This is a genomic window from Cupriavidus sp. FW305-F7, from assembly GCF_058782875.1.
Window position 1 is genome coordinate 130,558 of sequence record NZ_JBYSYC010000017.1, and the last position, 24,576, is coordinate 155,133.

Here is a 24,576-nt window from a genome sequence, read left to right on the forward strand (position 1 = left end):
ATGGGGGGAAGACCACAAAATTTGACGTCTATTCAGATGGGGCGAAAGTCACGGATAGACGCGACGCGTTCACCGATGGCGCATGAATCACCAACCGCGATCGACTCGTTGGCGACAGCATGTAAGGAATTACAAAAAAAGTCCCCTGAAAAAATACGTGTCCGGCACTCAGCCTCCTCGGCCATAAACCAGCAACTCCCCCGAGGCACAGCCTCGGGGGATTTTTATTGCAGGGAGCGGAGTGGCATCGCTCAAGCAGATCAGTCATGTTTCAGCGCTCCCGCGCGTCGTGCTTCGCACACCGTATCGTGCAATGTCAACCTCGTCGATCTGGTCAGCGTGCATGAACCGTTGCGCATACTGCTTATAGACACCGGATGCCAGGAACAGCTGGAACAGTTCGGGATCGATATGGTGCTGTGCCGCGGCCACTGACATGATATGGACCGACTCGGACAGCGTCTTGGCTTTCTTGTACGGTCGATCCGCCGCAGTCAGCGCTTCAAAGATATCCGCGACCGCCAGCATTCTGGCGAGCGGACTCATATCCTCTTGACGCAGCTGGCGCGGGTATCCGGTTCCATCCATCTTCTCGTGATGGCTGCCGGCAATCTCCGGCACCTGGCGCAAATGCTTGGGGAACGGCAAACGCGACAGCATGATCTGCGTCTGGACGATGTGGTCTTCGATCTTGAAGCGCTCTTCTTCGCAGAGCGTACCCCGTCCCACCATCAGGTTGTGCAGTTCGCCCCGGTGGTACAGATAGGCTGGCGTGTTCCGCTTGAATCCCCACGGATTGCCAGCGGCAATCGTATCGTGCACGCTCCGCGGCACCAGGTGTTCCGGTTTGTCCGCCAACAGCGGCTCTTGCGCGGGCAGTGCCGCAGCGGGTATGCCGGCTTTGCGCGCGCGCTCGTCCGGGGACAGGCCGATGCGGTCGTCCAGCGTTCGGGTCCAGGTGCGTGCGGCAATCCGGCGCAGCCGTTCTTTGCGGCCTGCATCCATGGATTCACCACCCTGGTTGCATTCGGCGACGAAGGCGAAGTCGTCATCCAGTTCCTGCAGCGTCGTGTCTCGCCTCGAGATGGCGTCAGCGGCGTCCTCCCCCGCGGCGATACCGCGCAGGCAGCGGATCTCGGCTTCGCGCTTCAGGACTTCAAAGCGCATGCGCACCTCGTGGAGCCTGTCGTACAGCGTTTCCAGCTTCGTTGCCTTGTCGATGATGTACTCGGGGGTCGTCACCTTTCCACAATCATGCAGCCATGCTGCAACGTGCAAGGCTTCCCACTGCGCCTCGCTCATGGAAAACGACTGAAAGGGACCTTCCCTGGCATCGCATGCCGCCTGAGCCAGCATCCTGGCCAGCTCTGGCACCCGGGAGCAATGGCCACCGGTGTGCGGGCTTTTTGCATCAATCGCATCCGCCAGCAAGCGGATGAACGCGTTGAACAGCTCGCGCTGGGCATTGGTGAGCTCCCGAACCTCAATCGCCCCGGCGTAGAGACTGGCCAATGTGCTCACGAAGGCAAGCTGGGCGGCTTCCATCGGCGTCTCGCGCAGCACGAGGATGAGTCCCTGAAGCTCGTGTTGCCGATTGACCAGCGGCATCGCGACGGCGTGATTCACTTCGCCCAGGGACAACGCCCCCAATGCAGCGGACTGGAGTTCGTCCTTCGTCAGGCAGCCGCTTTGCGGGCTGCCTTCACTGGCAGCGGTGCGGATCAGCGGCAAGGCCTGGCCAAGCGATAGCCGCGACAGACCCGGTGCCATGTCATTGCCGTAGCAATCCTGCGCGGCAACCACTGCGAGATCATCGCCATCAGCCAGATAGAAGATACCGGCCTTTCCTTCAGCCTCGTTCAGCGTCTTTTTCAGCAGTACAGGCAATAGCTGCTCGAGGCGCCCTTCGGCAGCGATGGCCTGCACGATGATGAGAAAGCGCCTGATGGTCTGTCTCATTTGTTCGGTGGCGCTGCTGAGCGCATTGACCTCCCTGATTTGGGTCTGTACCGACAATGGATGATGAAAGTCGAAATGGCGAATCCCTTCCAGCCCTTCTGACAAGACGTCCAACGGCCTGGCAATGCGGCGCGACACCAACCAGAGCAATGGCATGCAAAGCAGGACGATGCCAACCGTGACGGCTATTCCTATCCACGCCTGGTATCTTGCATCCGCCAGCAGTTCGTCCTCGGGTACGGCAGACAACAGGAAAAGCGGCTTGCCTTTCGGAGCGGGAATCGGGTCTGTCGTCGTGTACCAGGTTACCCCGTCCACGGACAACGTCTCGCGCCTGGGGGCGCCCCCGCTGGATGACATGGCCGATGCCAGCGCGGTGAGTATCGGAATGCCATACGCGCCCGCAGCCGCGTGAAGATCGGCCTGGGCGACGTCGGGCGCCGTTGAAGATTCGGGCAGCCTGCTGTCTATGCCCAGCACTTTGCCACGGCTATCAAGCAGCGCCAGCATCGTGCTCGCAGTGGCCTTCTTCCTTGCCAGCATCTGCCCAAGGAAGTCCAGCCGGAAATCGCCCCCCACTACGGCTCTGCGCTCGGGTGTACGTGAGGCAAAGGTGCTGCCGGCTTCCCGGTCCGAGAAAAAGAGGTACGGATCCGTTCGCACCAGCGCCTCAGAAGCCATGGCGGCCTGGTACCATGCGCGCGCCCTGGGGTCGAACCGGCGCGCAAAGTCCGTGTCGTCAACTGTCGAGAGGTGAGCCAGATCGGCATCAAAGAAACTGGTCTGCCCGGTGGGCGCCGTACCGCTGCGTTCGACACTGCGAACGGCATAGGCGGCCGTGGCTGGCGCCTTGAAAATGGCCCGGTCCGAGTCCTGGCGCAAGGATCGAACATAGAAAAACGCGCCGTCCGCATAGCCTATGTAGAGCGACTGCAGCGCAGGTGCGTTCTCCAGTGCATCGCGCACCAGGCCGAGTCGCGCCATGCGGGCTTGAAGGGTCCGGGCCTCCGCAAGAGAGCTATGGCTGACCAGCTTGACGGCGATTTGCGCGGGCGCCAGCAACTCGTCGACCTCATCAAGCATCTGCTGGCTGATCCTGCGTGTAGTGTCGGCAGTGGCAGCCTCCAACGCTGCCTTCGTCATCAGGTAGTTGATGCCGCACGACAAGGCGCCGACAAGAAAGACCAGCGAGCCAAACAGCACCCACAGGTACTGATGCAGCGGAAGAGCTCTTGGCAATCGCATACGACCCTCCAGGGGAGACTGTCTGCGCGATGCGTGCGAATCGCTGCAAACTATGGCCCTGAAGCTTCGAATGCGTTTGCCTGTGCGTCAAGCCACACCTGGCTGTGTGCACCAATTCGGTGGGGAAAAGTGCACACAAGGATGCATTTGCGCGTTCGTGCCTGGATAAGAACGGCGTAGTGCGGGCAAAAGCCGGACGCGGCCAGACAACTCCGCGCCTGCTCGTCGCCGCCGCGCTTTCACAGCAGGCGCTCCGCCTCCTCGATCAGGGCGGTGGGCGACAGCATGTCGCCACGCGCGAAACGCACCAGTTCGACGGATCGCACCAGCGGCGGATCGCCCGGGACGTGGGCAGTGAGCAGGTCGATGTCGTATGCCGGCCCCGCGCTGTCCGTCGCGAGCAGCACGTTCATGGCACTAAGCCGCAAATGTCTTTGCTCGATGGAAAAGCAGGAGCGTGCGTCCGCCAGGACCTCAGCCAGACATTCCAGTTGACGGTCAAGCGCCCCGGTTTCGGGGCCGAGCTGCGCAAGTTCCTGCTCGTTCGCGGCAATCTGCCCGCTCAGGTTGGCCTGCTCGCCGGGACTTGCGTCGGCATCGCCGCCGAGCACCGAACGCATGCCGGTGCCTTGCTGCTGGAGCAGGCGCAGGCGCGCCACCAGCAGCGCCTGCTCGCGCGCGAGAACGTCGCGGCGTGACTTGCCGGCAGCGAAACGGGCGAGACCCTCCATGCTGAACTGATCGAACATGCGCCGCACAATTTCCTCGCGCAGCGCGGCCTCGCTGCGAGCGATGATCCTGACCTTATGATCGCCGAAACTGACGGTGGTTTGCGGCACTTCCGTGCGCATGACATCGCCTTCCAGCGCAACCCCGAGCGTGCGCCGCTCGGTCATCGCCATCCCCAGCACTGCAAACGCCTGCGGCGTATCGGGCGACTGTCCGAAGAACGCTCGCAGATCAGGAGAACGGCTGAAGGCCAGCTGCACGTCACGCGGCGTGCCGAAGAAGGCGTGAATATAGGGATCGTCACCCCATGCCTGCATGCTGGCCTCCCGCGGCGCGGGAAGACCCTGGACCAGTTCGCGCACGTAGTCCTGCGCTTGCTCGAGCGCAGGCCGAAGCCGCTGCTGGTAGCGTGATACCAGACGCAAGCGCGGATAGATCCGGGTCACGCGCTCGGTCAGCTCGGCAATCTCTTGCCTGTCGTGCGCGTGGACTTGCGCTTTGCGCCGGCGCAACCACCCCAGAAAACCCATCGGCATGCTCCCACCCGGCGCCGCCTTACTCAGCGGGCATGCTTGGGCGTGACGGAAATGGCAAGGGCTTCGGTGTAGACGGCCTGCACCTGGTCACCGCGTCGAACCGCCTTCAGTTGCTTCGGATCCTCGACATGCACGTCCACCGTCTTGCCTCTTGGCCCTTTGAGCGTCACCATGCCGGTCTTGGCGTTGACGGCCACCACGTCGGCAGTCACCGTCACCTCGCGCCCGACCATGCCGCCGGGCTTGGCGCCAGGAGCGGCCCGGTCGGCGGTCTCGCGTTCGGTGCTGGAGCGCATGCCACTCTGCCTGGCGAGGGTCACTGACAAGGCCTGCGTGTACTCGACCGTGACCATGTCGCCCACGCGGAGCTGCTCGAAGTTGCGCACGTCCTCGCCGACCTGTACGTCCGTGACCTTGCCCTGCTTGTTCTTGAGCGAAATGGTGCGCGTGGCGGCATCGATGGCCACCACCGTGGCGGTCGCCTTGACCGTGCCGGTGGTCTTGGTAGCCCCCACGCCCGACACCGTGTCCACGCGAGTCTCGGGCTGTGCCAGCACCGGAAGAGTTGCCGCGGCAAGTACCGCCGCCACGATTAGCTTGCTGGGATGCATGACTTACTCCTCGAGCCCCGTCTGTGGCATACCGTCGTTCGGCGGCGTCGGCACAACGCTGGCGCTTCTACCGAAAAGATCTATAAACCATAGCATACGAACGGTTATTCGCCTGCCCCGCGCCCGTCACTCCACATTTGCGTTGGCACTCACGGACTGGGCCCTAATTCAGGTATACGACTATCCAGGCACGTGGGAGGCATGCCAATGCATCAACCCAAGATTGTCGTGGTCGGCGCAGGACTGGTTGGCGGCTCGGCGGCCCTGTTTGCGGCCGTGGCCATCCCGAGCGCGGAGGTGGTCATCATCGATGTTGCCCGAATCCGGGCCGAAGGGCAGGCGCTGGACCTCGCCCACTCCGCCGCATTCTGGGGAAACAATCGTTTCTATGCGGGCGACTACGAGAACGCGCGCGACGCGGACGTCGTCGTCATCACTGCCGGCGTCGGCGTGAAGCCGGGGCAGACTCGCCTGGACCTGGCCAAGACCAATGCGGGCATCGCGGCGGAAATCGTGGATCGCATTGCGCCCCTGGCGCCGGATGCCATCTACGTCATCGCGACCAACCCCTGCGATGTGTTGGCTGGCGTCGTTTTTGACCGCCTGCGCTGCGCGCGGGAGCGCGTCATCAGCACAGGCACCTCTCTCGACACAGGACGGCTGCGATCGCTTCTGTCCGAGCGGCTGGGCGTCGTGGCGCCGGGGATTCACGCCTACGTTGTCGGCGAACACGGCGAATCCGCGGTCATCGCATGGTCGGGTGCAACGGTCTGCGGCATGCCCCTCGAAACCTTCCTGTCCAGGACCGGCAAGGGGCTGGGGCCAGCCAGCCGCGATCTGATCCTGCGCTCCGTGCACGAGGCGGCCAAGCTCATCAAGGAAGGCAAGGGCGCCACCCACTATGGCATCGCCAGTGCGATCGGGCGAATCTGCCAGGCCATCGTGCATAACGCCGACCTGATTCTCACGGTTGGCATCGTACATCCCGAAGTCGAAGGCGTGCCAGAGGTGTGCGTGTCGCTGCCGATGGTGGTCAATGGCGGCGGAGCGCAGTTGCTGGCTTACCCGGAACTCAACCCCACCGAGCGCGAGAGCCTGCGGCGCAGCGCGCGCATCGTCAAGGAGGCGACCGACAGCGTGCTGCAGGACCGGTAGGGACATCGCGCACGCTCCGGAGTACCGAACCACGCCGCCGCCAGGAGGCTGATCATGGATGTATCGCCCGCCAAGGCTCCACCGCCTGCAAGCTCCCCGGCCGCGAAACCAGCGGCCCCCGCTGGGCATCTCAAAGATCTCTGGAGATTTCTAGTCCCGGTGGGAATCGGCATCGTCCTCTGGTTCCTGCCGGCGCCGGCCGGCCTGGAGGTGAAGGCGTGGCACATGTTCGCGGTATTTGTCGCCACCATCGCCGGCATCATGACCGCCCCCCTGCCCATGGCCGCCGTCGCCATCATCGGCGCCACGGCAGGCGTGCTTGCTGGTGTCGTGTCCTTTGCCGACGTCACCAAATCCACGGGCACCGACCTGGTCTGGCTGGTGATGCTCGCCTTCTTCATTTCCCGAGGCGTCATCAAGACCGGGCTGGGGCGCCGCATTGCCCTGCTGTTCATGCGCCTGCTGGGCAAGCGAACCGTGGGACTTGGTTATGGGCTGGCCCTGACCGAACTCATGATCTCGCCCGCCATGCCAAGCATCACCGCCCGCGCCGGCGGGGTGATGCTGCCGATTACCAAGGCGATAGCGGAAGTCCTCGGCAGCCATGCCGATGACCCGGATTCCCGCGGCAAGGTGGGAAGCTATCTGATCCTCTGCGCCTTCCACGCGAACATCATTACCGCAGGCATGTTCATCACGGCGATGGCTGGCAATCCCCTTGCGGTCAGGCTGGCCGCGGATCAGGGCGTCTCGATCAGCTGGCTCGACTGGGCGGTGGCCGCATCGGTTCCCGGCCTGGTGTGCCTGGCCATCATTCCGGTCGCCATGCTGTGGATTGTCCAGCCGCAGATCCGCCAGACACCCGATGCAACGGCCCTGGCCCAACGGGAACTCGTCGCCCTGGGCCCCATCTCCGCCAAGGAAATTATCATGGCGGCAATTTTCCTTGGCTTGCTGGTGCTCTGGATTTTCGGTGAGGACCTGGCCATCGGCGCAACGCTGGCGGCGGCTCTCGGCGTCTCGCTGCTGTTCATCACCGGCGTGCTGACCTGGGACGATGCCCTGAACGAGAAGTCCGCCTGGGACACCATGATCTGGATCGGTCTGCTGATCATGCTGGCCTCCAAGCTCAATGAGTACGGCATGGTCTCCTGGTTCGGCAAGGAGTTCGGGGCGCACCTCGAGGGCTTCCACAGGCTGGCCGTCTATATGCTGGTGGCGGCGATCTATTGCTACATTCACTACTTCTTCGCCAGCGCCACGGCACATATCAGCGCGCTCTTCCCCCTGTCCATGGCGCTGATGGTCGCGGCCGGCATCCCGCCTTTCACCGCGGCGGTCGCCCTGGGCGTCCTGAGCAATGTCAACGGTTGCCTGACCCAATATGGCATCGGCTCCGGACCGGTCATGTTCGGCGCGGGCTACGTCACCCAGGGGGAATGGTGGAAGGCTGGCTTTCTGATGAGCCTTATCTACATGTTCGTCTGGCTGGTGATCGGCCCGCTTTGGTGGCAGTTCCTCGGGCACGTCTGACACCGCACCGGGCAGGAAAATGGGCCAGCCCCCCTGATCGGGGATGGCTCCGGACGGCATCAAGTGCGCACCATGCAGCACTTTTATCCATTCCTTGATTGTTGGAACAACTCGCGCCAATCATGCATCCCTACCCGACTGCCGGCGTCGCTAACAATAGCTTACATACACGGACATCCGGTTGAATTACCCTCCGCTGCCTGAACCTTGCCCGCCCGGGCCCACCACACGGAAAACAGCCACATATGAAGAAGATCCACGCGTACCCCCTGATGGCAATGGCCATGCTGACTACCGCCTCGGGGGCCGCCTTTGCGCAGCATGTCGTGGGGGGAATGGGCGAGGAAGTCAGGATCGGCGCGTTCGCCGGTCCGACGCACGGCACCGACAGCAATCGCGGCATGCCCACCGGGCGCAGGTTCAATACGGCAAAGCCAGGCAGGCAAGCCGCCGACCCGCGTAGCGCACGCCCGATCAACGCGCGCGGAGCTGCACCCACGCTCCCCGGCAAGCATTTGCCATAGCCGCGCGCCTGCGTTCGCGATCATCCTGGATCGCCGACGCGACAACCGGCGCGCCCACGCTGCCCGCGCCTTGGACAAGCCCGAATCCGCGCTGCTATATTGCGTGGATCGATCCTGGTCCAACCTATATGGCACGCACGCTTTTGCCCGCCGCGCTGGCGGCATCGCTCTACGGTTGCGCCGGCGCGCCGTCCTTCAGCCTGTTCGGTGCCTATTTCCCGCTCTGGCTCCTGAGCACCGTGCTTGGCATTGCCGGCGCGGTCGTGTCCTATCGGATCTTCATCATGACGGGCTGGGCGGAAACGGTCCGCTACCAGCTTCTGGTCAATACGGCGATCGGCGTCATGATTGCTGAAATCGTCTGGCTACTGGGTACGGGACACATCCTATGAAAATGGCCGGCCTCCGCAAAAGCCCGCTGCGCGGCAAACTGATCGCCCTGGTCATCGTCCTGCTGGCCGCCCTGCTGTCCTTCTACGCCTACCATCGCACGCTTCGCTTCCCGGCATCGGACGATGCCTCGCTCGATGCCGACCTGGTCCACGTTGCGTCGCCGGTAGGCGGCCGGATTGCACGCATCCATGTGGCGGAGAACCAGCTGGTGGCCAAGGGCGATGTCCTGTTCGAGATCGATCCGGTGCCGTATCAGCTGGCCGTGGCCCAGGCCCGTGCCGACCTGGAGCTGGCGCAGGCAACCCTTGGCACGCGGCGGCGCACGATTGCCACCGAGCAGGCCACGGCGGCGGTGGCGTCAGACCAGATCGCACGGGCCGAGCAGAACTACGCGCTCACGGCGCGCACGGTGGAACGGTTGCGCCCGCTGGCTGCGGACGGCTACGTGCCCAGGCAGCAGCTGGACCAGGCGCAGGTGGCGCAGCGCGACGCCGCGGTGACTTTGAAGCAGGCCAACGTGCAGCGCGCCGCCACGGCACAGGCGGTCGGTGATGAAGCCGGCGCCATCGCCACCGTGCATGCGCGCGAGGCGGCACTGGCGATTGCGCGGCGTGCGCTTGACGACACCGTGGTGCGCGCCCCGCATGCCGGCCGCGTGAGCGGGCTGACGGTGCTGTCCGGCGAGGTCGTGCTCCCCAACCAGTCGCTGTTCCTGCTGGTGCATACCGGGGAATGGTTCGCGGTGGCGAACTTCCGCGAGACTTACCTGGCTGATATCAATGTCGGCGACTGTGCCACGGTCTATTCGATGATCGACCGGCGCCAGGCCATCCGCGGGAAGGTGGAAGGCATCGGTGTCGGCATCACCGATACCGACCGCGTGAACCTGCCGCGCTCCCTGCCCTATGTCCAGCCATCCGTGAACTGGGTACGCGTGGCCAAACGCTTCCCGGTGCGCATCAAGCTGGCAGATCCGCCGGAAGCGCTGGCCAGGGTGGGCGCGAGCGCAACCGTCGAGATCCGGCATGGCGCAGCCTGCAGCTGACAAGTTGCGCCTGGGCCTGGCGGATATCCGGGCCCTGCTGGCGCCGCTCCCCGGCCGTGCGGCAGCTGCCACGCGCATCACGGTGGCCTGCACCCTGACGGTACTGGTGACCAGTATCTACGGCACCCCTGAGGCGGCCATCTCCGCTTATGTGATTTTCTTCATCAACCGGGCCGACCGTACCTCCAGCATCGTCATGAGCGTGGCCGCGCTGGTGCTGGTCAGCATGATCATCGGCCTGGTGATATGGCTCGCCGATTTCAGCGTCGACGACCCGCTGCGCCGCGTGGCGTGCATGGCGGTGGTGTCGGCGGCAGTACTGTTCCTGGCCTCGGCCAGCAAGCTGCGGCCGGTCGGCGCCATCGTGGCGATGATCATCGGCTTTGGGCTCGACGAACTCGGGCTGGTGCCGTCTGGCGAAATCGCTACGCGTGCCCTGCTCTATGCCTGGCTGATGGTGGCGATTCCCCTCGGCGTCAATGTGGTGGTCAACCTGGTGCTGGGCCCGGCGCCGCGCCGGCTGGCGACCGACCGCCTGGCCCATTGCCTGCAGCTTGCTGCACACAGCCTGCAGGCTCCCGATGGTGACCCAGAGGCGCTGCACGAGGCTTTGCGCGATGGCGTCCAGCCTGTCGCAGGCTGGCTGAAGCTGGCGAAGATCGAAGGCAGCATCGACGCGCAGGATCTGCTGGCACTGCGGCAGGCCGCGTCGTCGACCATGGCGATTCTGCTGGCGGCAGATGTCGCACGCCGGCAGCCCGGGGCGCAACTGCCGGCAGCCGTTGCCGTGCCCATCGCCACTACGCTCGACGACATGGCGCGCATGCTCGATGCCGGCGGCTATCCGGTGGAAATCGGGCTGAGCGTGCCCGGTCTTGCAGGGCTGTCGCCCGTGCAGGAAGCGGTTGCCGCGGAACTGGTCGGCGCCATCAACCGCTACGCGGAGCCAGGCGACCCCGCGCCGCAGGAGCAAGCCGACCAGGCACATGGCGGCTTCCTCGATGCCGACGCGTTCTCGAATCCGGCCCATGTCCGCTACGCCCTCAAGACCACCGGCGCGGCAATGTTCTGCTACTTGCTGTATCAGCAGCTGAACTGGCCCGGCATTCATACCTGCTTTATCACCTGCTACCTGGTGTCGCTTGGCACCGCGGCGGAAACCGTGGAAAAGCTGACGCTGCGGCTGGCCGGCTGCCTGGTCGGCGCGGTGATCGGCACGGCAGCCATTGTCTACGTGGTGCCATCACTCACCTCGGTGGGCGGGCTGATGCTGCTGGTGTTTGCCGGCACGTGGATATCGGCATGGGTGGCGCAGGGCTCGCCGCGCATTGCCTACGCAGGCTTCCAGGTGGCGTTTGCGTACTACCTGTGCGTCATCCAGGGTTCCGGACCGGGCTTTGACCTGACCATTGCGCGCGACCGGGTGATTGGCGTGGTGCTGGGCAATCTGGTTGTGTACCTGGTCTTCACGCGGATCTGGCCAGTCAGTATTGCCAGCCGCATCGAGGCGGCACTGGCGGCACTGGTCACGCAATGGCACCAACTGACCGAGGCGCGCCGGCCCGATGCCCGACGCAGCCATGCCGCGGCCGCCATGGCACGGCACGGCGAGATCACGCAGGACCTGATCCTGGCCAACTATGAACCCGCATCGGTCAGCCCGGGGCGGGACTGGATCGAAGACCGGCGCCGGCGCCTGGCCGCGCTCGATGCGATTGCGGGGCCCCTGTTCCTACTCGCGGAGCGCTTTCCCGGCGACCCGGAAATTGCACGGCGATTGCACACGCCGCAGGCTACCGACGCTGTAGCACCAACTGCGCAAGCTGCCAACGGCACCCACGATGCACAAGCCGACAAGGTCCGTCACGCCCTGCTGACCTTGGTCGACCGGCGCCTGGCGGATTCGCCCGCCGAGGCACCGGCTGCGACCTCTCCAACTTCCATTCATGCGCAAACCTGATTCGCTGGCGATCCCGCTGACACTGGTCGCCGCCGTGACGCTGGCCGGATGTGCCACCGCGTCGCTCGACCTGGCCCCGCCGGCCTCCGACCGGCCATGGCAGCCCGAGACCACCGCGTCCGGCGAGATCGTGCCGGGCGCGGCCAGCAAGCCGGCACCGGCAACCCGGCCATCCGACTACACGCTGCCGGCCAACAACGCGCTGGCATCCGTGCCCCCGCCAGCCGAACTCGATACCACGCACGCTTACACGCTGCCCGAGCTGATCGACCTGGCAGAATCCACCAACCCGCTGACCCGGATTGCCTGGAACGACGCGCGCAATGCCGCACTGGCCGCCGGCATCGCCAGGAGCAGCTACCTGCCGTACATCTCCGCGGCGGCGATGGGCGGCTACCAGAACGGACACAGCGCTTCGTCCACGGCGCTGGGCACGCTGGGCGCAAACGCGTCGACGCATGGCGCGGTCTCGGTGCTGTCGCTGCAGTGGCTGTTGTTCGATTTCGGCGAGCGCGCGGGCATTGTCGATGCCACTGAACAGGCATCGATTGCCGCGAACATCGGCTTTACCGCGGCGCACCAGAAGATCATTCACGAAGTCAGCACGGCGTTCTATCGCTACCAGGCCGCGCGTTCGCGCGCGACCACCGTGCAGCAGGCGATGCACAACGCCGATGCCGTGCTTGCCGCCGCCAAGGCGCGCTACCAGCGCGGCATCGGCACCGTGGTGGAAGTCGCCCAGGCCACGCAGAATCGAGCGCAGACCAATCTCGCCACGGTGCAGGCGCAAGGGGCCGAAACCGATGCCTACCTGGCACTGGTCACGGCCATCGGCATCTCCCCGCTTTCCAGGCCCCAAATAGCCGAGATGCCGGTGCGGCTCCTGTCGCCGGCCATGCGCAGCTCGATCGAGCAGATCGTTGAACGTGCGATTGCAAGCCGGCCAGACGTGCTGGCGGCCTATGCCATCGAACGCGCCAGCCAGGCCAAGGTCAGGGCGGCAGAGGCCGGCTTCATGCCCAAGGTGTTCATGTCTGCATTCACGTCGTACGCGTCCGGCGGCTCGGCAATCACCGCGATTCCGCCGGTCGGCCAGCAGCCGCCCACGGTCAACCTGAACGGCTACCGCTACGGCGCCAGCGTGTTCCTGGGCGTGACCGTACCGATCTACGACGGCGGGGTGCGCTCCGCGGTGCTGGCACAGGCGCGCAACGACGCCGACAGCGCGTCGGCCAGGCTGACGCGCGCCAAGGAAGAGTCCGTGCGCCAGATCGTGGTCAGCCAGAGCGCGCTCGAATCGAGCCTGGCCGCCTACGATGCGGCCAGGGCACTGGCCGAGGCCGCGCAGACCACCTATGACGCTGCCTTCGCCGCGTATAGCAAGGGCGTGGGGCCTGTCACCGAAGCCAATCTGGCGCAGAACCAGTTGCTGCTGGCGCGCAATGCGTCTGCCGACGCCTATAACGGGGCGCTCGCCGCTGCGGCGACATTGGCGCTGGCGACGGGGTCGGTCGGCGCGGTGCGCGATGGAGGTGGATGGCCGGTGCGGTGATACCGCCTGGTGTACTGCTCAACCCTGCCGAGGCTGCACCGCCGCCGCAAGGCCGGGCTTGCGCAGCATTTTCTCCACATCTCCCGCGTGCAGTTCCTCCAACTGGATCAACTGCCGCGCATACTCTTCCAGGGCGACGGAGCGCCCTTCGACCAGGCTTAGCAGTTCACGGTACAGATCCAGGGCCTGCATCTCCGTCGCAAGCGATTCACGCAGGATCGCGCCGATATCGGTCGTGTGGCTGTCCAGAAGTCCGCCGATGCCAAGCGAGGGATAGGCGCCGAGGGTCGTGATCCATTCGCCGGCCTGGTGCGCGTGCAGCAGCGACTCATTCGCCTGCTCACGCAGCCACGACACGATGGGAATGCGGCCGAAGCCGAATATCAGGAATGAATAGTGCGTGTAGCGCACAACACCGGCGAGCTCAGCTTCGAGTATTCGATTGAGCACGCCGACGACCTTTTGCTGTTCGATTTCCGACATGGCAGATTCCTCCCTGAGGTAGGTTCGGACTGCAAGCCGGCGCCCGTAGCCGGGCACCGCGCAATCCCCTCATTAGCGGTAGACGAGGACAGGGACCCGGCAATGGGTGAGAACTTTCTGGGTTTCACTGCCGACCAGCAGGCCCTCCAAGCCCCTGCGGCCGTGCGACGCCATGAAGATCACGTCACACCCGTGCCTCGCGGCGGCATCGATGATGCCCTTGTAGGGTACCGAGGTCGTCATATCCGTTTCGCATGTGACTCCCGCGGCCTTGGCTGCAGCAACAACCTCTTCCAGCCTGGCGGTTGCATGCGCGGCCTCCTGCTCCTCGAAGGCCTTGCGCCTGGGATGGCCGGAATCGCCTGACGCCACGTAGGGATACTCTTCCATGCACGTATAGGCCGTCAGCCTGGCGCCACCGGCTTTGACAAAGCCAATGGCCGCGTCCATTGCCATTCTTGAAAGTTCTGAGCCATCGGTAGCCAGCAAAATGTGCTTGAACACGATTCTTCTCCTTGGGCAATTGATCCCGGCGGGCAGCGACAGCCCGCTAGTCAAAGTTCAGTATGGACAAGAATCCGCCTCTCGCCACCCACGCGGATGCACCTGCGCACACGCCGACGCACCGTCTCGCCCTTATCCATCGATCTTGAATCCGACATCCTTGATGAACTGCCCCCAACGCGCATGATCGGCCCCGATCTGCGCGGCGAATGCCTCAGGCGTGGCGGCAGATTCGGGCGCGAATTGGCTCAGGCCGCCCCCCGGAGCGGCCCGAACCGCTCCACGTACAACCCCGCCACCCAATCGACAAACACTCGCACCCGCGGCGCCAGCTGCCGGTGGAACGGATACAGCGCTGACACCGGCAAGTCCGGGCAGGGCCAGGCCTCAAGCACGGGCACCAGCCGTCCTGCGCGCAGGTGCTCTGCCACGCGGAAGCGCGGCACTTGGATCAGGCCGCAGCCGGCCAGGGCCGAGCTGGTATAGCACTCGGCATCGCTCACCGAGATCCAGCCGCGCGCCTTGAACTCCTGCACCTCGCCATCGACGGTCAGCGTGAAGGGATAACGGTAGTCATGGTTGCGCGAGAAGAACCCCACGCCGATGTGTTGCGCCAGTTCCGACGGGTGTTGCGGCGCGCCGTGCGCGGCCAGGTATCCGGGGCTGGCGCACAGCACCTCCGGCATATCCGCAAGACGCCGGGCCACCAGCGAGGAATCGCGCGGCCGGCCGGCACGCACCACGCAATCGATGCCCTCCCCGACCAGGTCGACCAGCCGGTCGCCGCTGCTGACGATCAGGTCGATATGCGGATAGCGCTCCCGGAACTCGCCGATGCGCGGCAGGATGATCATGGTGGCGTGGGTGCCATGCAGGTCCAGCCGCAGCGTGCCGCGCGGGTTGGCCACCTGCGTGCTGAGCGAGGTCTCGGCGTCTTCCAGGTCCTGCAGCACGCGCTTGCTGCGCTCATAGAAGGCCTGGCCGTCCAGCGTGGGGCGCACCTGGCGCGTGGTGCGCTCCAGCAGACGCGCGCCGATGCGGGCCTCAAGTTCCTTGATGGCGTGCGTCGCGGTGGCCCGTGGCATGTCCAACGCGCTGGCGGCGCCGGTGAAGGAACCCAGTTCCACGATCCGGGTAAAGAGTTGCAGCGAGTCGAAGCGGTCCATGCGGGGGCTGTCATAGCGGAAGGGTCACTTCCGGATTGGAATCAGGTTCCCGGCCTGCGTCAAGTCGGATCTCCACTCGCTTGTCCAGGGTCAGTCCCTGAGCCCGGCCAGGGAGCACGAATCAGCCAGGCATCGATTCTGCTAGCCTATATTTCATTTCATAGTCTTCTGCCGTTCTCCCGCGTGTCCCGTGGCGGGGCCATGTGGCGAGTATGCAATCCGGTTAGTGCTGGGAGATGGGATATGAGCGCCGTTCCTGAGTCGCGAGTCACCGGCACCACTTCGGCCCCAGGGAAACGCCCCGTCACTTCCACCCGGCACGTGTGGACCCGATACTGGGCCATTGCAAAACCTTACTGGTTCTCGCGGGAAAAATGGAAAGCCTCGGGCTTGCTGGTCCTGCTGATCCTGCTGCTGTTGGGCCAGACCCAGACCGAGGTACTGATCGTCAAGCAGACCGGTGAATTCACTTCGGCCCTGGCGGCGCAAGACGCGGATCGCTTCTGGGCCTCGATCACGAAGTGTCTTTATATCCTGATGGTGGCAGTTCCCATCTACGCTGTTTATTACTACCTGAGGAATAAGCTTGGCCTGCTCTGGAGGCGCTGGCTGACCAGTCACTATCTGGAACGGTATTTCAAAAGCCGGGTCTACTACAAGCTCAATTCAGATGCCGCGATCGACAACCCGGACCAGCGCATCGCGGAGGACATCAATACCTTCACGCGGCAATCCCTGTTTTTCCTTTCGATCGGCATCGGCGCGCTGCTGCAGCTCATTGCATTCAGCGCCGTCCTGTGGTCGATCTCCAGGGAGCTGGTCTACTTTCTTGTCATCTATGCCATCGCCGGCACATTCATCTCCATCTTCTTCTTCGGCCGCGTCCTGATCGGCCTGAACTTCTTCCAGCTAAGGCGGGAGGCGGATTTCCGCTTCAGCCTGATCCGGGTGCGTGAGAACGCCGAGTCCATCGCGTTCTATCGCGGCGAAGCGCTGGAATCAACCCATGTGAGCGGCCGTTTCGGTAAGGCCTTCCAGAACTTCGACCGCCTCATCAAGTGGCAGCTGAGCCTGAACATGTTCCAGTATGCCTATGGCTTCCTGACCATCCTGCTGCCCAGCGCCATCGTCGCTTCACGCGTGCTTTCCGGCGAGCTTGAAGTAGGCAGCGCCATCCAGGCGGCCGGCGCGTTTGCCGCCATACTGAACGCGCTGACCGTGATCGTTGACAACTTTGAAGACCTGAGCCGGTTCGTGGCGGGGCTGGATCGACTGGACACATTCTCCATCGCGCTGACCGGGACGGCAGCAGCCTCCGTGAAGCCGGCCACCACGATCGAGTCCATCCATGACTCCCGCCTGGCGCTGGAACATGTCACCTTGCGCACGCCGAATCAAGAGCGAACGCTGGTCACCGACCTGACCCTGTCGGTCAACCCGGGAGAGGGCCTGCTCATCGTCGGCGCCAGCGGCGGCGGCAAGAGTTCCCTGATGCGCGCGATCGCCGGATTGTGGAACAACGGCACGGGATGCATCGTGCGGCCAATGCCGCAGGAAATGCTATTCCTGCCGCAGCATCCTTACATGGTGGTCGGCAGCCTGCGCAGCCAGCTGCTGTACCCGAACCACATTGGCCAGCGGATCCCGGACGAGGAGCTTCTGAAGTTGCTGGAGATGGTCAACCTGAAGGACATCGCTGGCCGGTTTGGCGGCCTGGACACGGAAGTGGACTGGGGGAAAGTCCTGTCTCTTGGCGAGCAACAGCGGCTGACCATCGCTCGCGTACTGCTCTCAAAACCGCGCTATGTCATGCTGGACGAAGCGACCAGTGCCCTGGATATCCGCAATGAGGAAAGCATGTACCAGTTGCTGGCCGACCTGCAGGCGACGCTTGTCAGCGTCAGCCACCGCCCCACTCTGCTGAAATTCCACCACCAGGTCCTGGAACTGCCCGGGAACGGAAAGTGGTGGCTGCATCCGACCAGGGACTATCGCCTGGGGTGGTAGGCGTCCAGCTGCCTTGTAGCGGCCCCAACCATCATCGTGCCGTGCTAACGTCGCGCGAGGCACATTTGATGTGGAGGGCGTTTGCATGCAAGCGGGCATTGTCGAGGCCGGCTATGGCTCGGACCCGGTCGGTCTGGTCAGCGGTTTTCTGTTCGAACCCGGCGGACCGGTGCGCGAGATTGATTCCCGCGCCGCAGCGGCATGGCTGCAGCAGATGCCGTCAGTACCGCCGGACGCCGCGCACCATCGCCCCTTCCTGTGGCTACACTTCAACCTGTCGCACAGCGCATGCGAACGCTGGATGAAGGGCCAGCTGGCCCTGCCGGACGAATTCTTCGAGGCCCTGCGGCAGGGTTCGCGCTCGACGCGGATCGAGCGCCTGGACGCCGCCCTGCTGGCCGTGGTCAACGACGTGATCTACAACTTCGGCGTCACGTCGACGGATATCTCCACGCTCTGGGCCCACGCCGACCACCGCTTGCTGGTGACGGCCCGCGCCAGGCCGCTGCGTTCCGTGGACCGGCTGCGCGAGGCGGTGCGGCGCGGAGAGGCATTCCGCTCGCCACTGGACCTTGTGGTGCACCTGTTGCGTGACCAGGCCGACGTGCTGGTGCAGATCGTGCGCGAGACCGGTGTGAACGTCGACCAGATCGAGGACCAGTTGCTGTCGCAGCGCCTGCACGGCAACCGCGCCGACCTGGGTTCGATGCGGCGCGGGCTGGTGCGGCTGCAACGGCTGCTGGCGCCCGAGCCCGGCGCCCTGTTCCGGCTGTTGAACCGGCCGCCGGCCTGGCTGCATGAATCGGACTTGCAGGAGTTGCGTGAATCGACCGAAGAATTCTCGCTGGTACTCAACGACCTGGCCGCGCTGGTCGAACGCATCAAGCTGTTGCAGGAAGAAATTGCCGCCAAGCTCAACGAGCAAACCAACCGCACGCTGTTCACGCTGACGCTGGTGACTGTGCTGGCGCTTCCGATCAATATCGTGGCCGGCTTCTTCGGCATGAATGTGGGCGGCATTCCGCTGGCCGGACACCCGCACGGCTTTTGGGTACTGGTGGCGCTAGTGGCAAGTTTCACGGTACTGGCCGGGCGCTGGGCATTCCGCAAGCAGGCCGGGTAGGTAACGCTTGCGGGATATACCATACTTCAGGCAGTGTCCCCCTGGCTCTCAACCCCCTAACCTGAGGAACCCGGCCATGAAGCTACTTCGCATTGCTGCCCTGGCGTTCGTGCTTTCGGGATGCGCCATGAACCAGGGCGCGCCAGGCACGGCGCAGGCGTCGCGCACAGAAAGCTGCAAGATGACGTCGGAGCAGGAGATTGCGGCGTTGTTTGATCGATGGAATCGGTCACTGCAGACAGGCGATCCACACAAGGTGGTGGCCAACTATGCGGAACGGTCCATTCTTCTTCCGACGGTATCCAACAAGCCTCGCTTGACCGTCGCGGAGAAAGAGGACTATTTCCATCACTTCCTGCAAAACGGTCCGTCCGGGAAGATCGACTTCCGCACCATTGAGCTGGGATGCAATTCCGCGGTGGATTCCGGGCTCTACACCTTCACCTTCGCACGAACGGGCGCCGTGGTGAAGGCCCGCTTTACCTACACCTATCACTGGGACGGCAAGCAATGGCTCATTACAAGCCATCACTCGTCGGCCATGCCGGAGAAGACGTAACTGAGGCCTGAGCCTCAGTTACCGAGGGCGAGGGCCCCGCCGCGCATTCACCTGGCGGCGCCTGGCCCAGCGCCCTTACTGCATGTGCTGCCCGCCGTTGATGGCGATATTGGACCCGGTCACGTAGGCCGCATCCTCCGAGCAAAGGTAGGCAACCAGTGCGGCGACTTCTTCCGGCTTGCCGACGCGGCCGACCGGAATCTGCGGCAGGATCTTGGTCTCCATGATTTCCTTGGGCACGGCGTTGACCATCTTGGTGGCAAGGTAGCCCGGAGAGACGGTGTTGACGGTCACGCCCTTTCTTGCCACTTCCAGCGCCAGCGACTTGGTGAAGCCGTGCATCCCGGCCTTGGCGGCTGCATAGTTGGTCTGGCCAAAGGCGCCCTTGGATGCGTTGACCGACGAGATGTTGATGATGCGTCCCCAGCCGCGTTCGACCATGCCTTCGCAAAGCGGCTTGGTGAGATTGAACACCGAGTCGAGGTTGGTCCGCATCACGGCATCCCAGTTCGGCTTGTCCATCTTCTTGAAGGCCATGTCGCGGGTAATGCCGGCGTTGTTCACCAGGATATCTACGCGACCTACGTCAGCCAGGATCTGCGCAGCGCAAGCCTGGCAGGCATCGTAGTCGGAGACATCCACCTCGTAGGCACGCATCTCGCGGCCGCTGGCGGCCATCGCGGCAAGCCAGTCCTGGGCGTTCGCATTGCCCGGCGAGTGCGTCACCACCACGGTGTGGCCTGCGTCGTGCAACTTGATGCTGATGGCTTCTCCCAGCCCACCCATACCACCTGTTACCAGTGCAATTCTCTTCGTCATGCTGCGTGCTTCATTCTCGTAAAGTTGAAAGACCCCTGCCTTGCCGGGACGGGCGTTTGCCCTGACTATCCCGACCATATTCCCACTGCCCTGGCGCGAAAATAGCGAGGGCGAGCCGGGCCGGATGATTCCGGTCCCGGCTTGTATGCCGATGCGGGAAGATTGGCGTCGCAGTGCTTCACACCAGGAGAACTGATGCCCCTGGCCTGCAAGCCTGCGATCTCTGTTCAGCGCGCTGGCCTGGCCGGCACGGCCGGCCGCACGCCGTTACTGCTTCGAAGCGCGGGGCGCCGCCTGCTGGGCCGCGCCGGACGCAGCTGCGGCGGTCTTGGCAAAGTTGGCCTTGGCGGCTTCAGCCGTCTGCTTTGCGGCGTCCTGGAACGATTGAAAGGTGCTGCTGGCGGCCGCTACGCTCGATTGCAGCAGCGCGGTGATCGCTTCAGACCCGGCCGGCGCGTTCTTCACGAAGGTGTCGACGAAGGCTTGCACATTGCGGTTGTGCTGTTCGTACTGGCCCTCGACCGCCTTGGTCAGTTCCACCTGCGTGTTCGACGCGATTTCGTACACGTGGCGTGCATACGCAACCGCCTTCTCCGCGGCGGGCTGGGCCAGATTGCTCTGCACGGCGAACACGTCACGCAGGTCCTTTCCGGCCAGCACCGCTTCGACATTGCCCTGGCCTTCGGCAAGCGTCGTCCTGACTGCCTGCAGGTTCAACTCGGTCAACTTCTGGAAGCCGTCAAAAGCCATGTTCGTCAGCGCGAACAGTTGGTTCAGACTGGACTTTTGCACTGCAGCAAATTGCTCGGGCATAAAAGGGGACATGCGAAATCTCCTGTGGATTGATCGAACGGATTCGCGCAAGAGTGCTGCAAATTGAATCCGCCACCGTATGGCTTGCGGATTGGCAGCGCCACCAATCCTGCAGCGCACCATCCGAGTGCGAATCCTAGAGGCTTTCCTCTAATTTGATCCCTAGGTATATACCCAAAAAGTCTTTAAAACATGACAATAAACGTGCACTATAAGGCACTTATGTTACATGTATTTACGTGGAAATGTTGCGGTGCATGACACGTGTGGGGCGCACCTCACCCCGGACGCTTGAAACGGATCGCCGAATACACCAAGAGGGAGAAGCGGAAATGGGATCGAGGCAACAGGATCGCGGCGCCCCGAGCTGACGGCACGGCTCATGTAGCAGCCTTCCTGAGCCGCAACGCATTGGTAATGACCGAGGCAGAACTCAGGCTCATCGCCAGCGCCGCAATCATCGGCGACAACAGCAGGCCTGTCATTGGATACAGAACGCCCGCCGCCAGCGGAACGCCCAAGGCGTTATAAATGAACGCAAAACCGAGGTTCTGCTTCATGTTCCGAATGGTCGCTTGCGAGAGTTTCCGGGCACGGGCAATGCCGCGCAAATCCCCTTTGACCAGCGTGACCTGAGCGCTGTTCATCGCGACATCAGTGCCCGTGCCCATGGCAATACCAACGTCCGCCTTCGCCAGCGCCGGCGCATCATTGATACCGTCGCCCGCCATGGCCACCACCGCGCCTGCCTGTTGCAGGGAACTGACAAGTTCAAGCTTGTCGGCCGGCTTCACCTCGCCGTGGAACTCGTCAATGCCGAGTTTCCCGGCCACCGCCTTTGCCGTTGCAATCCCGTCACCGGTCGCCATCACGACACGGATACCTTCTTCCCTGAGATGCGCCAGCGCCTCCGGCGTGGTGGCCTTGACCGGATCCGAGACGGCGAGCAGGCCAGCAAGCGTGCCTTCGACGGCGAGATACATCACGCTGGCGCCTTGCGCACGCAGCGCATCAGCCTGCGCCACGAGCCGATCAATGGGAATTCCTTCAGCTTGCATGAGCGCCGTGTTTCCGATCGCGACCTTCCTGCCGCCCAGCTTGCCTCTTACCCCGATCCCGGAACTCGACTCGAAGCCCTCCGGCTTTTCCAACTGCAGGCCGCGCTCACGGGCTGCTTCAACAATCGCGGCAGCCAGAGGATGTTCGCTGCCCTGATCCAGGCTGGCAGCTAACCGCAGCACGTCCTCCTCGGCATAGCCATTGGTGCCGATCGCGCGCTCAAAAACCGGCCGACCCTCGGTGAGCGTCCCGGTCTTGTCGATAATCAGGGTATCGACCGTGCGCAGGTTCTCGATTGCAGCGGCATCGCGGAACAGCACGCCGTTGGAAGCGCCCTTCCCGCTTGCGACCATGATGGACATCGGCGTGGCGAGACCCAGTGCGCACGGACATGCGATGATCAGCACCGCGACCGCATTGATCAGGCCGAACACCCAGCTCGGCTCGGGGCCGAAGAGTCCCCACGCGACAAAAGTCAGCACCGCAATGCCGATGACACCGAGGACGAAGACGCCGGCAACCTTGTCCGCCATCCGCTGCATCGGCGCCTTCGATCGCTGCGCTTGCGCCACCATCTGGACTATCTGGGACAGCACGGTCTGGGAGCCTACCTTTTCGGATTGGATGACGAGGCTGCCCGACGTGTTCATCGTGGCGCCGATGACGCGGTCGCCGACGCGCTTGGTGGTCGGAATGGGCTCGCCGGTTATCATCGATTCGTCGACCGCGCTGGAGCCTTCCGTTACCACGCCATCGACCGGCACCTTCTCGCCGGGCCGCACGCGCAGCAGGTCGCCCACGTGGACATGGCTGAGCGGCACGTCCTCTTCGGCTCCGTCGGGGCCGATACGCCTCGCCGTCTTTGGCGCCAGTCCCAGCAGCGACTTGATGGCGGCGGAAGTCTGGGAACGGGCCTTTAGTTCAAGCAACTGACCCAGCAGCGTGAGGGAAATGATCACCGCCGCTGCCTCGAAGTAGACACCGATGCGGCCATGCTCGGCAAACACCTGCGGAAATACGCCAGGTATGACGGTCGCAATGACGCTGTAGACATAGGCCGCACCTGTGCCGATTCCGATCAGCGTCCACATGTTCGGACTGCGGTTGACGATCGACTGGAAACACCGCACGAAGAACGGCCAGCCCGCCCACAGCACCACAGGCGTCGCCAATGCAAGCTCTACCCAGCTCTGGGTCGACACCTGCATCCAGCCAAGGCGATGCCCGAACATGGCCAGTACGAACACCACACCGGTGAGCGGTAGCGTCCACCAGAAGCGGTGACGAAAATCCACCAGCTCGGGGTTCTCTCCTTCATCCAGTTCCGGCAACAACGGTTCCAGCGCCATGCCGCATTTGGGGCAGTTGCCCGGATGATCCTGGCGGATCTCCGGGTGCATGGGACAGGTATAGATTGTTCCCTCGGCAGCTGGCTGCGCCGCCCCGGCGCCAGTGCCAGCCTGTTCATGAACATGGTCATGGTGATGCGCATGCTCGTGATGATGACCAGGATCGGACTGATCCTGAGCCGAGGTATGTGCACCGGCGCTGTGGCGGCCAGGCTCGGTTGCATCGCGTTCGTTGCTTGTCCTGTTCATCCTGGCTTCCTTCAGTTGTTGGGCCGGGCATCCACTGCGTCATCCGGCTTGCCTTTTACCTTCATGACACGCTCCTTACGCGAAGATGACGGCCATTCGAGATGGGACGTCCATGTCACGCCTGATGACGCCAGCTTAGAGGTTCCCATCGTTGGAAGGTCAAGGGCAAGGAGGCACGGTGGCTGGACTGCTCTCAAAGGCCAACGCGCTCGGGTCCAGGATGAGTTGGCCGCCAACGAGAAGTCGCCTTCAGGGGCGAGGTCAGCCGCCGGTGAAGAGATGACTACGGTCGATATAGACGCGTACACCTTGAGCATCCGGCACGCCCGGCAAGAGGACCCCCAGGTCTACGTTCGTTCCGCGAATCGATTCGGCAAACTTCCACGTTGCCTCCTGCTCGCCACTCCTGAACGTCACGGTCTCGCTGGACGCAACGTTGACGTACTTCATGCCGGAGGTCACCGCCACGGTGCGGGAAGCTGTTCCTGCAGCTACCTGGCTGCCAAAAAGGGCGGCCTGCGAACCGACACGCGTTGCGCTTACCTGCGCTGCTGCCGGAGCTGCGGCGGGTTCTGCGGCCTGGCGCTGAACATGCTGCGCCACGTCGTCGCCGGCGTTGGTCTTCGACTTATCGGTGCTCCATGCTGTGGAGATGGACAACGCCGAAAGAACCAGCGCGACAGCCACGGACTTGTTGGTTTTCATGGTGCACTCCATTGAAGTTTCGAGGCATCGACCTCTTGAATCAATGGTATGAGGCTATCTCTCACCGGGGCGTTACGCAGCCATTACATGCCGGTAAGCTGTAGTGCCACTAGCCTGTCCAGTCGGCGATGCCGTTCGCGGATGAGTACGTCAGAAGGCAGGCATTCATAATTGCCCTGAAGAACAGCCGACGTTGCTTGACCTTCCTCCCATGGGAAGGTCCATTTGAATGACGATGTCCTTGCCGTGTTCAGGCGGACATGCGAGCAAGAACAATATGTCGTCGCCGATCTTCTCCTGAGCGCCCTCGAAGCCATGGCTGGTCAAGGCCAGGACAGCCGGCAACTGGACGAGACGTACCTAGTTTTGGCGAACTGCTGCGCGCCTGAAAGCCGCGGCAATGCGTGGGATACCGCCCCCGGAGCCTGTCAGATTTCTTGTGTGTTGAGGTCATGAGACGATATCGAAAGAAACGCCCTTATGACCGAAACAACAAGC

The 24,576-nt window shown here is 63.6% G+C and carries 20 protein-coding genes; 10 read left to right on the forward strand and 10 right to left on the reverse strand.

Features of this window, described 5'->3' with window-relative positions:
- Positions 1-264 precede the first annotated feature (264 nt).
- The 3 genes from AC3WL8_RS17880 to AC3WL8_RS17890 form a co-directional block, all read right to left on the reverse strand.
- Complete coding sequence (locus tag AC3WL8_RS17880; protein ID WP_492378498.1) at positions 265-3,204, reverse strand: HD domain-containing phosphohydrolase; 2,940 nt, start codon at positions 3,202-3,204, stop codon at positions 265-267.
- Between the two features lie 239 nt (positions 3,205-3,443).
- Positions 3,444-4,463 (reverse strand): hypothetical protein, encoded by a 1,020-nt coding sequence (locus AC3WL8_RS17885; protein ID WP_492378499.1) that lies wholly within the window; start codon positions 4,461-4,463, stop codon positions 3,444-3,446.
- Between the two features lie 29 nt (positions 4,464-4,492).
- A complete protein-coding gene (locus AC3WL8_RS17890; protein WP_153954628.1) occupies positions 4,493-5,080 on the reverse strand; it encodes a hypothetical protein in 588 nt (195 codons plus the stop codon).
- 207 nt (positions 5,081-5,287) lie between these two features.
- On the opposite strand from AC3WL8_RS17890, the gene AC3WL8_RS17895 reads away from it, so the two are divergent.
- From AC3WL8_RS17895 to AC3WL8_RS17925, 7 genes are all read left to right on the forward strand, one after another.
- Positions 5,288-6,235, forward strand: a complete 948-nt coding sequence (locus AC3WL8_RS17895; RefSeq protein WP_492378500.1) for a lactate/malate family dehydrogenase — start codon at positions 5,288-5,290, stop codon at positions 6,233-6,235.
- Positions 6,236-6,289: 54 nt separating this feature from the next.
- A complete protein-coding gene (locus AC3WL8_RS17900) occupies positions 6,290-7,768 on the forward strand; it encodes a DASS family sodium-coupled anion symporter (protein WP_211979808.1) in 1,479 nt (492 codons plus the stop codon).
- 245 nt (positions 7,769-8,013) lie between these two features.
- Complete coding sequence (locus tag AC3WL8_RS17905) at positions 8,014-8,292, forward strand: hypothetical protein (RefSeq protein ID WP_013957039.1); 279 nt, start codon at positions 8,014-8,016, stop codon at positions 8,290-8,292.
- Positions 8,293-8,420: 128 nt separating this feature from the next.
- A complete protein-coding gene (locus tag AC3WL8_RS17910; protein WP_211979809.1) occupies positions 8,421-8,684 on the forward strand; it encodes a hypothetical protein in 264 nt (87 codons plus the stop codon).
- A complete protein-coding gene (mdtN, locus tag AC3WL8_RS17915) occupies positions 8,681-9,730 on the forward strand; it encodes a multidrug transporter subunit MdtN (RefSeq protein WP_211979810.1) in 1,050 nt (349 codons plus the stop codon). Before AC3WL8_RS17910 ends, mdtN begins: the two co-directional genes overlap by 4 nt.
- Entirely contained in the window at positions 9,711-11,690 is a 1,980-nt protein-coding gene (locus AC3WL8_RS17920; RefSeq protein ID WP_211979811.1) for an FUSC family protein, read from the forward strand. Before mdtN ends, AC3WL8_RS17920 begins: the two co-directional genes overlap by 20 nt.
- Positions 11,677-13,242: a TolC family protein gene (locus tag AC3WL8_RS17925; RefSeq protein WP_211979812.1), complete on the forward strand. Its 1,566-nt coding sequence runs from the start codon at positions 11,677-11,679 to the stop codon at positions 13,240-13,242. The genes AC3WL8_RS17920 and AC3WL8_RS17925 overlap by 14 nt, the downstream gene beginning before the upstream one ends.
- 18 nt (positions 13,243-13,260) lie before the next feature.
- Here AC3WL8_RS17925 and AC3WL8_RS17930 read toward each other — a convergent pair whose 3' ends face one another.
- The 3 genes from AC3WL8_RS17930 to AC3WL8_RS17940 all read right to left on the reverse strand — a co-directional run bounded on the left by AC3WL8_RS17930 (position 13,261) and on the right by AC3WL8_RS17940 (position 15,395).
- Positions 13,261-13,725, reverse strand: a complete 465-nt coding sequence (locus AC3WL8_RS17930; RefSeq protein ID WP_153954635.1) for a ferritin-like domain-containing protein — start codon at positions 13,723-13,725, stop codon at positions 13,261-13,263.
- A 72-nt stretch (positions 13,726-13,797) separates the two neighbouring features.
- A complete protein-coding gene (locus AC3WL8_RS17935; RefSeq protein ID WP_211979813.1) occupies positions 13,798-14,229 on the reverse strand; it encodes a universal stress protein in 432 nt (143 codons plus the stop codon).
- A gap of 248 nt (positions 14,230-14,477) precedes the next feature.
- Positions 14,478-15,395: a LysR family transcriptional regulator gene (locus AC3WL8_RS17940; protein ID WP_211979814.1), complete on the reverse strand. Its 918-nt coding sequence runs from the start codon at positions 15,393-15,395 to the stop codon at positions 14,478-14,480.
- Positions 15,396-15,638: 243 nt separating this feature from the next.
- Between AC3WL8_RS17940 and AC3WL8_RS17945 the strand changes: the two genes are divergently transcribed.
- The 3 genes from AC3WL8_RS17945 (at position 15,639) to AC3WL8_RS17955 (ending at position 19,084) form a co-directional block, all read left to right on the forward strand.
- A complete protein-coding gene (locus tag AC3WL8_RS17945) occupies positions 15,639-17,402 on the forward strand; it encodes an ABC transporter ATP-binding protein/permease (protein ID WP_211979815.1) in 1,764 nt (587 codons plus the stop codon).
- Positions 17,403-17,487: 85 nt separating this feature from the next.
- On the forward strand, positions 17,488-18,525 hold the full coding sequence (locus tag AC3WL8_RS17950; RefSeq protein WP_211979816.1) for a transporter: 1,038 nt from the start codon (positions 17,488-17,490) through the stop codon (positions 18,523-18,525).
- Between the two features lie 76 nt (positions 18,526-18,601).
- On the forward strand, positions 18,602-19,084 hold the full coding sequence (locus AC3WL8_RS17955) for a DUF4440 domain-containing protein (RefSeq protein ID WP_041227965.1): 483 nt from the start codon (positions 18,602-18,604) through the stop codon (positions 19,082-19,084).
- Positions 19,085-19,159: 75 nt separating this feature from the next.
- Here AC3WL8_RS17955 and phbB read toward each other — a convergent pair whose 3' ends face one another.
- The 4 genes from phbB to AC3WL8_RS17975 all read right to left on the reverse strand — a co-directional run bounded on the left by phbB (position 19,160) and on the right by AC3WL8_RS17975 (position 24,078).
- Entirely contained in the window at positions 19,160-19,903 is a 744-nt protein-coding gene (phbB, locus tag AC3WL8_RS17960; RefSeq protein ID WP_013957050.1) for an acetoacetyl-CoA reductase, read from the reverse strand.
- Positions 19,904-20,170: 267 nt separating this feature from the next.
- Positions 20,171-20,728: a TIGR01841 family phasin PhaP3 gene (gene phaP3, locus AC3WL8_RS17965; protein ID WP_013957051.1), complete on the reverse strand. Its 558-nt coding sequence runs from the start codon at positions 20,726-20,728 to the stop codon at positions 20,171-20,173.
- Positions 20,729-21,096: 368 nt separating this feature from the next.
- Positions 21,097-23,175, reverse strand: a complete 2,079-nt coding sequence (locus AC3WL8_RS17970) for a copper-transporting P-type ATPase (RefSeq protein ID WP_041227967.1) — start codon at positions 23,173-23,175, stop codon at positions 21,097-21,099.
- A gap of 459 nt (positions 23,176-23,634) precedes the next feature.
- Entirely contained in the window at positions 23,635-24,078 is a 444-nt protein-coding gene (locus tag AC3WL8_RS17975) for a CzcE family metal-binding protein (RefSeq protein WP_211979817.1), read from the reverse strand.
- Between the last annotated feature and the right edge of the window lie 498 nt (positions 24,079-24,576).

Bases quoted from the DNA above. Each gene is read 5' to 3' on its own strand.
- AC3WL8_RS17880 (WP_492378498.1), bottom strand. From the start codon at position 3,204: ATGCGATTGCCAAGAGCTCTTCCGCTGCATCAGTACCTGTGGGTGCTG.
- AC3WL8_RS17885 (WP_492378499.1), bottom strand. From the start codon at position 4,463: ATGGGTTTTCTGGGGTGGTTGCGCCGGCGCAAAGCGCAAGTCCACGCG.
- AC3WL8_RS17890 (WP_153954628.1), bottom strand. From the start codon at position 5,080: ATGCATCCCAGCAAGCTAATCGTGGCGGCGGTACTTGCCGCGGCAACT.
- AC3WL8_RS17895 (WP_492378500.1), top strand. From the start codon at position 5,288: ATGCATCAACCCAAGATTGTCGTGGTCGGCGCAGGACTGGTTGGCGGC.
- AC3WL8_RS17900 (WP_211979808.1), top strand. From the start codon at position 6,290: ATGGATGTATCGCCCGCCAAGGCTCCACCGCCTGCAAGCTCCCCGGCC.
- AC3WL8_RS17905 (WP_013957039.1), top strand. From the start codon at position 8,014: ATGAAGAAGATCCACGCGTACCCCCTGATGGCAATGGCCATGCTGACT.
- AC3WL8_RS17910 (WP_211979809.1), top strand. From the start codon at position 8,421: ATGGCACGCACGCTTTTGCCCGCCGCGCTGGCGGCATCGCTCTACGGT.
- mdtN (WP_211979810.1), top strand. From the start codon at position 8,681: ATGAAAATGGCCGGCCTCCGCAAAAGCCCGCTGCGCGGCAAACTGATC.
- AC3WL8_RS17920 (WP_211979811.1), top strand. From the start codon at position 9,711: ATGGCGCAGCCTGCAGCTGACAAGTTGCGCCTGGGCCTGGCGGATATC.
- AC3WL8_RS17925 (WP_211979812.1), top strand. From the start codon at position 11,677: ATGCGCAAACCTGATTCGCTGGCGATCCCGCTGACACTGGTCGCCGCC.
- AC3WL8_RS17930 (WP_153954635.1), bottom strand. From the start codon at position 13,725: ATGTCGGAAATCGAACAGCAAAAGGTCGTCGGCGTGCTCAATCGAATA.
- AC3WL8_RS17940 (WP_211979814.1), bottom strand. From the start codon at position 15,395: ATGGACCGCTTCGACTCGCTGCAACTCTTTACCCGGATCGTGGAACTG.
- AC3WL8_RS17945 (WP_211979815.1), top strand. From the start codon at position 15,639: ATGAGCGCCGTTCCTGAGTCGCGAGTCACCGGCACCACTTCGGCCCCA.
- AC3WL8_RS17950 (WP_211979816.1), top strand. From the start codon at position 17,488: ATGCAAGCGGGCATTGTCGAGGCCGGCTATGGCTCGGACCCGGTCGGT.
- AC3WL8_RS17955 (WP_041227965.1), top strand. From the start codon at position 18,602: ATGAAGCTACTTCGCATTGCTGCCCTGGCGTTCGTGCTTTCGGGATGC.
- phbB (WP_013957050.1), bottom strand. From the start codon at position 19,903: ATGACGAAGAGAATTGCACTGGTAACAGGTGGTATGGGTGGGCTGGGA.
- phaP3 (WP_013957051.1), bottom strand. From the start codon at position 20,728: ATGTCCCCTTTTATGCCCGAGCAATTTGCTGCAGTGCAAAAGTCCAGT.
- AC3WL8_RS17970 (WP_041227967.1), bottom strand. From the start codon at position 23,175: ATGCACCCGGAGATCCGCCAGGATCATCCGGGCAACTGCCCCAAATGC.
- AC3WL8_RS17975 (WP_211979817.1), bottom strand. From the start codon at position 24,078: ATGAAAACCAACAAGTCCGTGGCTGTCGCGCTGGTTCTTTCGGCGTTG.